The following is a 12,968-nucleotide window of genomic DNA, read 5'->3' as shown; positions in this document are numbered from 1 at the left end:
TAATTAGACGAAACTACTTCACCATGGTTACCGCCGTACAAACAGGTACAAACTGCCCCGCTCCCGTTGTAGTGCTCGACGTTGTCGTAGAAGTCACGCAGATTGTCGTCAAGCCTGGCACGAGATTATTGGTGACGAGGTTCCCAGAGTAAGTGCCACCCGCGCCTCCGTTTTGCGTGAAGAACTGGAATGACTGTCCCGTCGCAGTTTCCACCTGGTCTTGCGGTCCGGTAACGGAGACGGTCATCGCGTTCGGTGAGACGTTTGCGTTCGGCAACGCACTGCCCGTGCAGTCGGTAACGCTGACCTTCACAGCGATGTTCGAGCCAATCTTGTAGGTCGACTTCGGAAGTGGATTGTTGAATGTTGCGCTTGCGATGCATGCTCCGCCATTCGAGGATGGACAGCGGTCTGCCACTGCGTGATCGCTCCGACCGCCCCCGCCCGAGATTCCAGTGTCGCGGAAATAGTTGACCGTGGTGTCGAACGCGAACTGGTGATTCGCTGCCGCATCAGTCGGAGGACCTTCGCTCGGGTCCAGTATGAATCTTGGGCTGTTGACGAAGAAGTTCGAATTACCTGACGGACAGGCCGCCGGGACGTAGCAGTTTGCAGTGTTGCTCGTTCCCGTCAGGATTGGGCTAATCAAGGTTCCATTTACCGGGCATGCAGGAGGCTGCAGAAAGTGAATCGCCGTAACGATACTTCCCGTCGCGGGTGGATTTGCGACACGATACACCACTCTGTTGCCCTGCGCTAAATGCGTGCCACTTCCAGTCACCGTCGGAATGCCGAAATTGCCGACAGTCTGATCCGTGTACGGAATCGGCACAAGAGTTGGTCCGCCACTCGGAAACACGCTGCTGCAAGGGAAGTCGGAAAATACGGGCTCTCCTTGGCCGCAGAAGTATTCGTCAAACCGGCTCAGATATCCGAGAGGAGAACTTGCATTCTCGATAGTGGTCGGCGCTGGCTGGGGGCCTTCTCCTGTTGCGCTGATAACGAGAGTGTACGGAGATGATACGGAGTCAATCGTCGCCGACCATGTGTGGTAATTCGTGCTCTGTGTTTGTCCGGTGTTGTCCACCGTAGGCTGCAGCGTCGCCGCATCGATCTGTGGATCTCCAAAGCTTGCCACTCGAGCCACGTTACTTCCAGCAGCAAACCTTAGGGGGACGATATTCAGCTGCTGACTGCCAAGTACGCAAACTCCGCCAATTACAGGCTTGGAACTTAGATTGATAGTTGTCAATGTTTGTCCGGTCGACAGACTTACACGGAGGACGTTCGCACTGCCTACGTCTGCCACCCAGAACGAGGCCCCGTCCGGGTCGAGCGCAAGGAAGCGGAGGCTCTTCGTTTTCGAGATTCTGAATGTGTTTACGACTTTGCCGGAAGCATCCAAACGGACTACCGCACTGTCCTGAGCTATCAACATCCCATTCAGCGGTGCGTGTGTGGTTGGATTTATGTTTGCTGCTGGCAACAGTCTCACCGACCACGCTGTATCGGACGCCGTCGCGCCGACCGACTCAGTGCTCACGTTCGTCATGTCCACGCGGTTGATGCTTGTCGATGTGTTTTTTTGGAAGGCGCTACTCGAACCAAAGAATAGGCTAGTCTGGTCCGTTGCCAAATCGAGTTGGTCTGCAACTCCGGCCGCACTGATCGCAACAGGGCCCTGATACGAAATGCCCCCTGGACCGTTAGGTGGCAGATTGGGAGTGAACTGCAGCACAGAGCTGTTTGGACTTCCTACGTAAAAGTGTCCGCTCGCGTCGAAGACCAGCGATTCGGCGTACACCGGTACATTGAGAGTCCCCATAATCGTTGGTGCGCCCGCGCCGTGAGATGCGCCGCTGAACTCGATCACTGCCCCAGAGGTGGAACTTACGCCGCTGGTTGCATAGAGGTTGAATTGCGAATCGAACGCGCAGCCGCCCGCCTGTCCGGATCCAGCGGCAAACGTTTCAAGCATGCTTCCGTTGCGCCACACTTGGTAACTGCTGCCCGCTCCGATAAACACGTCTCCAACGTTCCAACTGGTTTGTGCTTTTAGCAGACAGGGTGACGCGACCAATAAGGTCACGAACGAACCGAGCAACAATCGTTTGCGCATGGAACCTCTGATGCCTTGCGGCTGAGCTGTTGTACTGATTAGCGCAATCTGAGCCAAAAGCTGGAAGGGCGAAGACGAATATTGCGCGTCAAAATGCAGAGGAGCGCTGCTGGGCAATCTTGTCCAGCAGTCCTGTATTGGAGCGGGTAGATGCGGTGCTTAGGGTAGAGGCTGCACCTAAGGAAAATTAAACTTCGGAACGCATGACTGCTACAGCGTCCCAATATCTTAGTTCCATAACGTCGGATTCAATCGAATGAACTCCTGCATCAGGCGAATGCACTCATCGCTCTGTACGACTTCAACCTTCACGCCGCGCGAACGCAGAAGTTCCTCATCGCCCAGAAAGGTTTGATTCTCCCCAATCACCACCTTCGGGATACCGTACAACAGGATGGCTCCTGAGCACATAGAGCATGGCGACAAAGTGGTGTAGAGCGCCGACTCCCGATACACCGCTGCTGGTTGGCGTGCAGCATTGTCCAGAGCGTCCATCTCTCCATGCAAAATTGGGCTGCCTCGCTGCACACGCCTGTTATGTCCCCGCCCAAGGATGCGGTTCTGATACACCAATACCGAGCCAATCGGAATTCCTCCTTCGCGCAAACCGAGGCGGGCCTCCTCGATCGCGGTTTCCAGGTAAACGTCTTTCATGGCTGTCCATTATTGCTTAGAAATGGCGTAAGTAAAGCTCATGGCTGACATGTGGTGAGCAGGAGTGCTAGCTTAATGACGTATGCAGAGCAATGGCGTGGAGACCAGGCAGGAAACCGGACGGTACCGGGCATTACTTCAGGTATCGAGCGCAATCGCGCATCAGCCCAATCTGCAGGCTGTGCTGCAAAGCCTGCGCCGCCTGCTGTCCGCCATCATTTCATTCGATGCCATCAGCATTTTGTTGTTGACCGAGGATGGAAAGTCCATTCGTCTCAGCGCGCTCGACCGGGTGCAGCAGGATCCAACAGTTGAGATCGGCCTGGAGTTCTCTTATATCGGGACGGTCCTGGAACGAGCAATCCAGCAAGAAAAGCCCATCTACATAGCTGATCTTCGGGCGGAGATGTGCACCATCCCCGAATTCGAGTCACGGTTACGACACACCAACCTCAGTAGCGGATACATCTTTCCGATTGCTACATCGCGAAGGAAGCTGGGAGCTCTCACCTTCTCCAGTTCGTCCCGCGGCGAGGTCAGTGCCGAAAACATTGAGCTGATGCAGTCGGTCGCCTCGCACGTGGCCACTGCGCTTGAGAGCGCCTTGGCAACCGACGCTGCCGAATCCTACCAGCGCCAACTCGCCGAAGAGCGAGATCGCTTGCGACTGTTGCTTGAGATCAACAACCACGCAGTCCTTCATCTCGACCTCGATTCGCTGTTCCGCGCTGTTTCAACTTCTGTTCGCAAGTTTTTCGCCAACGACTTCGCCGCGTTCTGGTTGATAGACAAAACGCAAAAGCGACTGGAATGTGTAGCGCTCGATTTTCCTGACGGGAAGGGATCGCTGGTTGATATTCCAGCCGCTGAGCTTACCGCAGAGAAGCTTGACAAGATGAACGCTCGCCGCACTGAGCTCTGGAGTCGACCGGAGATTGATACTCTTCCGTGCGCCATTTCAGACCGGATGCGCGAAGAGGAAATCGAGACCTTGGCTATAGCTCCGCTTGCAACCTCGAACGGTCCGCTCGGAGTGATTGGTCTAGGAAGTCGTCGCCCAAACCACTTTGGTCAGGAGGATTTGGACCTTCTTGCACAAATCGGCACGCAGGTTTCTCTAGCGGTTGACAACGCTCTCGCCTATCGCCGTCTTAATGCCACCAAGGATCGCCTCGAAGAAGAGCGGCTCTACCTCGAATCTGAAATTCGTTCCGAATACAATTTCGAAGACATTGTTGGCAAAAGCGCTGCCCTGCGCAGAGTTCTCGACCAGGTCGCCATTGTGGCGCCAACTGGCTCAACCGTTCTTTTGTATGGCGAAACCGGCACAGGCAAAGAGTTGATTGCGCGTGCCATTCACAGCCTCAGCACTCGGAAAGAACGCACATTCGTTCGCCTCAATTGCGCCGCCATTCCTTCCGGGCTCGTTGAGAGCGAGCTTTTCGGTCACGAGAAGGGCGCATTCACTGGCGCTCTCATGCAGAAGCGTGGCCGCTTCGAAATTGCCGATCACGGCACTTTATTCCTCGACGAGATCGGCGACATCGCTCTCGAACTGCAGCCTAAGCTGCTTCGTGCATTGCAGGAGCAGGAATTCGAACGACTCGGAAGCACAAGAACAATCCATGTGGATGTGCGGCTCATCGCAGCAACTCACCGCGACCTCAGCGCTATGATCCGCAACAATCAGTTCCGCGAGGATCTCTTTTATCGTCTCAACGTGTTCCCCATCGAGATTCCACCGTTACGCGAGCGTCGCGAAGACATTCCGCTGCTGGTGCATTACTTCGTCTCACGCCTCTCAAGGCGCATGCAGAAGCGCATCCAGACCATCTCTCGCGAAGCAATGGACGCCATGGCCAATGCCGCATGGCCCGGCAATGTTCGCGAACTCGAAAACTTCATCGAGCGCGCGGTCATCCTGACTCAGGGCGACGAATTGAAAGTTCCTGTGCAGGAGCTAAAGCGTTCGTCGGTATCCAGCGTTGGCGCGGGCACCACCTTTGAGAGCGCTGAACGTCAGGCGATCCTCGATGCACTGCAAGCCTCCTCCGGACGCATCTCCGGAAAGGGTGGTGCGGCCGAACGGCTTGGTCTCAAGCGCACTACTCTCCAGAACAAAATGCGTCGCCTTGGCATATCCCGCCCCAATGGTGAATAGACCAACCGAATCGATTGACCACATTTAGGCACTGCCGTTATTTGGGCAAGGCATCGCAGTCTGCTCCATTCGTAATTCTCACATTTGCCGCGTTTTCCGCACTGTCTGAAACTGGCACGATACCTGCATTCAATCATTCCGCAGTGAACAGGTCAGGTGGCCAGGAGCATGTTGAGGGTCGAATGCAGCGAAGCAGACGGGACAATGGTGATGGCAATCGAAGGTCGATTCGTGGGGTCATTCGCTGAAGACCTAAAGCTCCTGGTCACCCGATGTACGACTTTACCCAAACTTTTGGTCGATCTTTCCGAGGTGACTTTCGTCGATCCGACGGGAGAGGCTGTTTTGACTTGGTTGGGAGGTATTGGAGCGAAGTTCGTAGCGCAGAACTCGTATGCACTCGACATCTGTGAACGTTTGAATCTGGCCCTTGATCCGGGGCACCACCGGATCGTCCCCCCTGGCCAGGCGAGAGCGTCACGTGGTGCTCGAGTTCTGGCGTGGAACAAATGAGCACAAGCCGGCGAAACATCGTCGCGCACGGACTTCGCACAACCTCCCCCGGAATCAATGCCCGGGTCAGTTGTGATCTGGGCATTGATTTTATTGGAGAAGATTGCTGTATGACTTTGTTTTGTCTCGGAAAGCGCAAAGAAGAAATCCAACGAGATGTTCGGTACGCCACAACCGAGCAGAAGAAGGCGATCATAGCTACAGAACACGATCGCCTGTGCTGGATGGCGTTGTTGATCACAGGGTCATCAGAGGCCGCTGAAAGAGCAGTTGTAAATGCGTCCGAGCTCTCCAATAGCTCGAATGCCGTCTTTCACGACTGGCTGATCCAGTGGGCAAATTCCGCAACAGCGCGAGCGTCTGTAGAGGAGGTTCGCGACGAAATACAAATCGCGGCCGAAAGTTATTCCGCTGTTCCGTGTACCCACGCCGGACACGATCCGCTTTCTCGCGAGCAAGTGACATTTCTGCGACAGCTTTCGCCCGAAAAGGTGATCGCGGAGATCGACATCATTGCTCGTACTGCGCTCGTGCTTCGCGGAGTGCAATCTGGTTCTACATCCGACTGCGTGCGCCTGTTGCAGTTGCGGCGCGATGTAATTAACGCTGCCTATTGCAGGGCCATTCAATGGGTTGACGGACTCACGCATGAATGGTCCAGCTTCAATGGCACTGTGCTGATGGCTCAGTCGCATTAAGCAATATGCGCACTCTTCCTCGTCAGTACACGCGGGAACTGCAAGCACAGGTCTGAGTGTGGATTGTTTTGAGAAAGCATAGGGCGCGAAGCGTGGCCGCAACGCGCCCTTTTTTGGGGGGACGAGCAACTGTTCTTATATGCGCCGATCTTCTCTGGCTCCAGAAAATTCGAAAGTAGCGTCTGGATTTCGAAGTTGCCCTACGAAGTAACTTCCAGCGTCTCCGTCTCAACCGCTTCACCCTTGGCGTAAGCACGGTTGAATGCGCCTGCGACGAAGCGGGTCACCAGATATCCATCCATGTACTTGTAAGGCGACTCGCCGAGCGTGTAGTGCCCGCATGGCAAGCACTTGATTTGCGCTTCGAGATTGCGACTGCGAAATTCGTCAGCAATTCTCTGGCTGAACTCGGGCAAGAACGTTCGGTCGTACTTGGTGTGAATCATCAATACCTGTTTGGGCCAGCGTTCGAACTTATCGAAGTAGTTCATGGGGCTCACGCAATCCAGTGCGTGCCGAAGCTCGTCTGCATTGAGAACTTCTTCAATGCCCTGGCGCACATGGCGCGTCGAGAATCCGGTCCACACCACATCGCCAAAGTAAGTCGATGCGTGGTTGAAGACGTTCACACGCAATCGCCTGTCATGCGCGCTCGCAATAAACGCGTAGCATGATCCCAGGCTCGTGCCGAGTACTCCGAACTCCGTATAGCCTTGCTGTTCCAGCCAATCCACACAGCAGCGAATGTCAATGATGCCCTGATGCGCAGCGTGAATTGTGCGTCCAATGTTCGCGCTCACCGAGTAGTCTGCGCGGTGAAGCTCGGCCGGCATGCGAATATCGTGATACGGCATGCTGATCCGCAACGTCGAGATACCTAGCATCCTGAACAGACGAGCGAATGCGTTGTGACTGATAGCATCCCCATTCCACTGCGGAATGATGATCATCACTCGCTTCGGCTTTCCTTCTCGCTGTGGGACGGGAAACCAGCGTGCGTTCGCCAGGTTATTCTCTTGGTAAGGCGAGCGTACCGGCGAAGTGAAGCGCAAGAAGGTCCCAAACTGCCCTGCATACTTTGCGTCGTCCACTTCCGGATTAGCGTTGCTGCCCGTTCCGTGAACGCGGATAGGGCGCTCCTCAAGCCGAAAATCCGTCGGAGTCTTGTAGCCGAAAAACTCATCGCTGCTGGCGACAAGCTGGTCGTTCAAGGCAAAGAAATGCTGCTTCTGTTCCTCAGGCGATGCATTTGCCACGGCAGGATCACTGCCAGGGAAATCTTCGGTCCAATCCAGACCCCATTCAAATGGACGCACCACGCGATTGTTGTCGCGGGTCTCCAAGCGGAACTCCCAGTTGTTCATCCAGCGTGCGTATCGAGAGCGAATCATAGTTGTTCGTACAGAGATTCTATCAATCCTTGAAAACGCGGCTCGACACAACCGCATCCAGAGGAAAACATTGCGAGCTGAAAAGCGAAGCAGACGAGGTTAATGGATTTCCAGTACATGGGCCCGCTGGAATTTGGGCGCATTATGACGCAACGCACCGGGCTCCAACGTGCGCATCTGAACTGCGGGAGGTTCGAATAATGCACAAGAAGGTATTGCTCTTAGGAGGCAGCTTGCTTCTGTCCACTGCGGTTCTGTTCGCACAGACAGGCAGTTCTAGCAGCACGGACACAAGCGGAAGCTCATCCTCCATGGGATCGCAGAGTGGGAGCTCAAGCAATCAGGGATCAACTAGCTCAGGACAGGGCTCGAACCAAGGTTCGGGAAGCTACGGCCAGAGCTCGGGTAGCCAGGGTCAAAGTGGCAGCAATCAGGGCTCAATGAGCTCTGGGCAAAGCGATAGCCAGCAAAACCCGGGTTCCATGAGCTCCGGACAGAGTGGTAGCACCAGTGGTGATATGAGCTCGGGCTCCGGTGGCTCCTCCAGCGGCAGCAGCCGTCATCACAAGAAGCACAAGAAGCATTCGAGCAGCAGCAGCGACACGAGCAACAGCCAAAGCTCCGGTACATCAGGTAACAGCGGGAACACCAACCAGCCTCAGTAACCTCAGCTAATTCGTTGACGGGCAGATTACAGATGGGCGGCGTGAATCATGCGTCGCCCATTTTATTGCGCTTTGTCCGATGTAAAGCTGAGCCGCATCTGGGCGGCAGGAAGGAGTGTAGCGTTGGGATCTGTAAGCCGAATTCTGTACGGCATTGCTGCCGTGGCGATCATTCATCTAGGCGACGCGTTACCGCGGCACTCAAGCAACCTACCCGAACGTTTGGCGAACCGAGCCGGCTCGCAGATCAGGCGCTTGCGCACCTGATCACTCCGTCCCTATTTGGTCTTGCTCCGTGTGGGGTTTGCCATGCAACGTTCATTACTGAACGCCCGGTGCGCTCTTACCGCACCTTTTCACCCTTACCTCGCGAGAGGCGGTATCTTCTCTGTGGCACTTTCCGTCGAATGGCCTTGAAGCCAAGCTCCCGGACGTTATCCGGCACACTGCTCTATGGAGTTCGGACTTTCCTCCCCCCGCGCGACACTGTCCAGCCAAAGCCGACGTAAGCCGTACGGGCGGCGATCACCCGATCCCAACGCTAACTTCGTTTGATTATACAGGGGGAGCAGAGGCTTCTTGCGATCCTTGGTCGCCCTGGCTTTTTTAGGCAAGCGAATGGGCCACTTTTCAGTGGCCCATGTTCATGCGCCTAGATGCTCAAGAGGCGGTCGAAGAACGATCTGTAGCGCTGTAGCGCCAGACGTAGGTCCTCGGTCGAGACGTTATCGCCGTGATCCCATTGCTTTTCAAGCGTGGATCGTTCGTTGGCAAAGCCTTGCGCCAAGCGTTGCATTACGGTAGCCACAAGCTGGTCGGCGTCTTGCACCGTACGTCGCGGCTCGTCGACGAACCCGGTCTGCACCCTGATCCACTGTGAGCGGAAGTTGTTCATCTCAGTTTCCGAGAACAGTGGCATCGGGCTCGAAGCATTCGGACGAACGTTCGTCTGCTGCACGCGGTTGTCTTGAGTTCTGACATTTGCGGCAGCTACCTCGTGCTCGCGCACTCGTTCATCCTGCACGCGCTCCCGCATGTCCTGCTTTGCGTTTTGCATCTGCGCTTCACCCTCAGCCTCCCTGTTCACCAGCCGGGGACCTCCCTGTGGATCGGCGGTTTCCTTGACCGGATAGCCGGCCAGTTCGGCCGTGGTGATTTCGCGCTTCTGTATGTTGGATTGTGCCATGGATATTCCTCGTCCCTGTCGTTGGTCTGTTCGTAGCGGTTACGCTACTTCGCGATTGCTCTGTCCTGTGGTCGGTACGCTCACCATGTCTTCGAAAAGCGTACGGTAGTGGATCATCGCCTTGCGCAGGTCTTCGGTTCCTGCCTCGTTGTTGCGCACACGGTTTGCAATGGCGTGAGCCGCGCGATAGTTCTCAACCACGATCGGATGGTCCACCGAAATGTCAGCAGCACGCTGCTCGAAGTCGCTCACGGGATACCCGCGCGTCTGCATTACCAGGCCGATCAGGTCATCAGCTTCGGCCACTGCTCCCTTAGGTGAATCGACAAACCGGAGTTGCAACGCGTTCCATTGATTGATGAACCTGTCGCGTTCCATCGGATTGAGTTCGCGAATGCTGAGCTTTTCAACCCGCTGTGCACGCTGCGCAAGCTGTGCTTCGGCCCGACGCTCAGAGCCTTCTTCGCGCACGGTCCGGCTGTATTCGGGCCCGAAGCGCTCGCGAAGTCTGGCGCGGTTTCTGGCTCGATCCCGTGCGTAGATCGCCGCCAAAACAATAATCGCGACGATCACTACCGCCGCGAGCACGATATACTTCGGATCAATTTGAGAGAGGTTCATGGGCCTTCCCCATTCTCCTTCGGAGAATTCTCCACAAGCTGAGTTTTGCTTTCCGCTGGCTAGTGAATGGGATTCGGACGCACGCTCTCAGGTGGCCTATCGACAGGCAACATTGCAGTGGTGCGGAATGTAGTGCTACGAATTCAAATTACGAATGTAGTAGCGAGTGCAACCAAATATCGCGCAAACAGCAAAGCCCACATCTGCTGATGCGGGCCTCGGTCATGCAAAGGTGTTCATCACCCTAATCGATTCAGTCCATCCACATAAGCCTTAGCGCTGGCTTCAATGATGTCGGTCGAGGCTCCGCGGCCCATCGCGCGACGACCGTCCATCTCTAGATGAACCGTCACTTCACCAACGGCTTCCGTTCCCGAAGTTACAGCCCGAATGTCGTATCGCACGAGCTTCGCCTTTGTTCCGGTCACCACAGAGATCGCCCTGTAAACAGCATCGACCGGCCCATCGCCGATCGCTGCGCCCTCGTGTGTTTTGCCTTTGATCAGCAAACGCACTGTCGCCGTTGGAATCGCTGCGGTCCCGCTGTAGCTGTGTAGATATTCCAACTTCAGTGCCTGCTCCGTCGGAGGAAGCTCGTCGTGAATCAGTGCGACGAGATCTTCATCCAGCACTTCCTGTTTTTTGTCCGCGACGGTCAAGAAGCGCTGATACATCGTTTCCATCTCTGTCCGCGAAAGCTCATACCCAAGCTTCTCCAGACGCGAGCGCAGGCCGTGTCGTCCCGTGCGGGCCGTCAGCACGACTTTGCTGTCCTCAAATCCCACATCTACCGGGCGCATGATCTCGTACGTCTCGCGATCTTTCAGGAACCCGTCGACGTGAATGCCCGAGCTGTGCGAAAAAGCATTTGCCCCAATCACGGCTTTGTTCGCTGGCACAGGCATGCCGAGCATGTCTGAAACCATGCGGCTCGTGCGGTAAAACTCTTTCGGCTCTACTCCTGTGCTCAGTCCGTAGTAGTCGGCGCGAGTTCGGATGCCCATCACCACTTCTTCCAGCGCCGCATTTCCCGCCCGCTCGCCAATGCCGTTGATCGTGCCCTCTACCTGTCGTGCGCCGTTGCGAATACCGGCCAGCGAGTTCGCCACCGCCAGTCCGAGATCGTCATGGCAGTGCACGCTGATTGTCGCTTTCGCGATATTCGGCACGTTGTCGCGAATACCAGCAATCAGGGCCCCGTACTGCTCCGGCACAGTGTAGCCCGTGGTGTCGGGAATGTTCACCACCGTCGCGCCGGCGTCGATCACTGCTTCGAGCATCCGGTGAAGATAGGTTGGCTCCGCTCGCCCTGCGTCTTCGGCATAGAACTGGACATCCTTCACCAGGTTCTTTGCGCGCTTCACCGCATCCACTGCCAGCATGATCAGCTTCGCCTTCTTGGCTTCAAGCGTTTTGCCATAGCGATCGTCGCGAAACTTGCCCATGATGTGAATGTCTGAAACGCCGATACCCGTATGGATACGCGGCTTCGACGCCTTGGCCAATGCTTTGCCGCAGGCCTCAATGTCTGCTTCCACTGCGCGCGACAATGCGCAGATCGTTGGACCCTCGATCTCCTGCGCGATCTTCTTTACCGCGTCGAAATCCTCAGGCGAGGACGCCGGAAACCCAGCTTCGATGATGTCCACTTTGAGGCGTGCAAGCTGGCGGGCAAGCGTCATCTTGTCGCGACTGCCGAGCCGTGTTCCTGCTGCTTGTTCGCCATCTCTCAATGTGGTGTCAAATACAGCTATCTTCGAAGTAATTTTCATTCCCGCGTTCCTCAATTGAATGTTGTTGGATATGCTGACGGAGGGAAGCCTTACCGTTCCAGCATACAGCAGGAGCAGATTAGTCCCGGCACTATAAGCCGTTCGAATGGATGGATCAGTTTGCCCCGGAACAATCGGCGAAACCTGCCGGATCTCGAAAAACTACTGCTTCCGAAATGGTTCCTGTTTCGCGACGTTCATTTGTGCAGTAGTTCGTCTATTCGGACGAACGTGTATCCTCGCTCTTTCAGCGTGGTGAGCAAAGGCCCGAGTTGGCGGAACATTTTGTCGTTGCGATCGGCCCCAAGGTGCAAAAGCAGAATGTACCCGTTCAGCCCGTTCGGGTCCTTTTTCTCGTACTCCAGGATGCCTTCCGCAATCTTCTGCGACGACACGAACCGAGGGTCGCTCTCCGGCATGTAATCACGGTTGGAGCCAGACCCCGGAGAGAAGTTGAACATCCGCACCTCCATCTGCCGTGCCCATTCCGCCTGTTCGGCGTTGAACCACTCGTAAGGCGGAATGAAATAGACTGGCCCGGAAGAAAGCGCGCCAAGCTTTTTCAAATCGTTGATGTTCTTCTTCAGGTCGTTCTCAAACTGTTCTCGGGTGATCAGAGTTTTCCCCCGATCCTCCCATGAGCAGTAGAGCGGATGCTGGTCCGAATGGGGCCCGACATAGTGACCATCGCGCAACGCGCGCCGCAGCAGGTCCCCACGTCCTTCGTGCTGCAAATACCCGCCGGTCACGAAGAAGCCTGCCTTAATCTGAAACTGCTTGAGCGTAGTGAGTATTGCGTCCGTACCTTCGCCGTAATCGCCGCCAGTGAATACCAGGGCAATACGTTTTTGCGACACATCGCCGCGAACAATCGCACCTTGATCCCAGCGAAAGGGAGCAGAATCCGGAGCCTTTTCTGAAGCCAAGACCGATTGACACAGAAGCAGGAGAAGGCAAAGCAGGAGAACACGTGCGCGAGGTTCAGTAATCATCTTTCGCAGTTTTCGTTCGATCACCACAGCCAGCACTTTACGCTCTATCAGAGCCAAGTTCCACAATTACGGTCTCCCCGCGACAGGGTGGCCCATCTGTTGGCGATTTTCCAACTCTGGGAATCGAATTCCTAATACACCACCCAGAAATGGGATAGCTCACGCACCGCGATGTCGTCATCCATCCGCAAAGGCT

Annotated in this window: 10 protein-coding genes and 1 other RNA gene; 3 read left to right on the top strand and 8 right to left on the bottom strand. The window is 55.6% G+C overall.

Features of this window, described 5'->3' with window-relative positions:
* Positions 1–13: 13 nt before the first annotated feature.
* Both AC6IZD_RS16310 and AC6IZD_RS16305 read right to left on the bottom strand, forming a co-directional pair.
* On the bottom strand, positions 14–2,119 hold the full coding sequence (locus AC6IZD_RS16310) for a YncE family protein (protein ID WP_497784511.1): 2,106 nt from the start codon (positions 2,117–2,119) through the stop codon (positions 14–16).
* 228 nt (positions 2,120–2,347) lie between these two features.
* Complete coding sequence (locus tag AC6IZD_RS16305) at positions 2,348–2,773, bottom strand: nucleoside deaminase (protein ID WP_497784510.1); 426 nt, start codon at positions 2,771–2,773, stop codon at positions 2,348–2,350.
* 97 nt (positions 2,774–2,870) lie between these two features.
* On the opposite strand from AC6IZD_RS16305, the gene AC6IZD_RS16300 reads away from it, so the two are divergent.
* The 3 genes from AC6IZD_RS16300 to AC6IZD_RS16290 all read left to right on the top strand — a co-directional run bounded on the left by AC6IZD_RS16300 (position 2,871) and on the right by AC6IZD_RS16290 (position 6,145).
* The gene (locus AC6IZD_RS16300) at positions 2,871–4,934 is read left to right on the top strand and encodes a sigma 54-interacting transcriptional regulator (protein ID WP_497784509.1); all 2,064 of its coding nucleotides are present in this window, start codon (positions 2,871–2,873) and stop codon (positions 4,932–4,934) included.
* 168 nt (positions 4,935–5,102) lie between these two features.
* Entirely contained in the window at positions 5,103–5,447 is a 345-nt protein-coding gene (locus AC6IZD_RS16295) for a hypothetical protein (protein ID WP_497784508.1), read from the top strand.
* 110 nt (positions 5,448–5,557) lie between these two features.
* A complete protein-coding gene (locus AC6IZD_RS16290) occupies positions 5,558–6,145 on the top strand; it encodes a hypothetical protein (RefSeq protein ID WP_497784507.1) in 588 nt (195 codons plus the stop codon).
* 200 nt (positions 6,146–6,345) lie between these two features.
* On the opposite strand, the gene AC6IZD_RS16285 is transcribed toward AC6IZD_RS16290, so the two are convergent.
* From AC6IZD_RS16285 to AC6IZD_RS16260, 6 genes are all read right to left on the bottom strand, one after another.
* Positions 6,346–7,536: an alpha/beta hydrolase family protein gene (locus tag AC6IZD_RS16285; protein ID WP_497784506.1), complete on the bottom strand. Its 1,191-nt coding sequence runs from the start codon at positions 7,534–7,536 to the stop codon at positions 6,346–6,348.
* Between the two features lie 782 nt (positions 7,537–8,318).
* Positions 8,319–8,742: RNase P RNA component class A (rnpB, locus tag AC6IZD_RS16280), an RNA gene on the bottom strand.
* Positions 8,743–8,853: 111 nt separating this feature from the next.
* Entirely contained in the window at positions 8,854–9,387 is a 534-nt protein-coding gene (locus AC6IZD_RS16275; RefSeq protein ID WP_497784504.1) for a hypothetical protein, read from the bottom strand.
* Positions 9,388–9,426: 39 nt separating this feature from the next.
* Positions 9,427–10,008, bottom strand: a complete 582-nt coding sequence (locus AC6IZD_RS16270) for a hypothetical protein (protein ID WP_497784503.1) — start codon at positions 10,006–10,008, stop codon at positions 9,427–9,429.
* A gap of 239 nt (positions 10,009–10,247) precedes the next feature.
* On the bottom strand, positions 10,248–11,780 hold the full coding sequence (locus AC6IZD_RS16265) for a 2-isopropylmalate synthase (protein WP_497784502.1): 1,533 nt from the start codon (positions 11,778–11,780) through the stop codon (positions 10,248–10,250).
* 197 nt (positions 11,781–11,977) lie between these two features.
* Positions 11,978–12,706, bottom strand: a complete 729-nt coding sequence (locus AC6IZD_RS16260) for a polysaccharide deacetylase family protein (RefSeq protein ID WP_497784501.1) — start codon at positions 12,704–12,706, stop codon at positions 11,978–11,980.
* Positions 12,707–12,968 lie beyond the last annotated feature (262 nt).

Source organism: Koromonas humicola (genome assembly GCF_059726255.1).
Note: the sequence above shows the minus strand (reverse complement) of the source record. Positions and strands in the feature narration are given on the sequence as shown.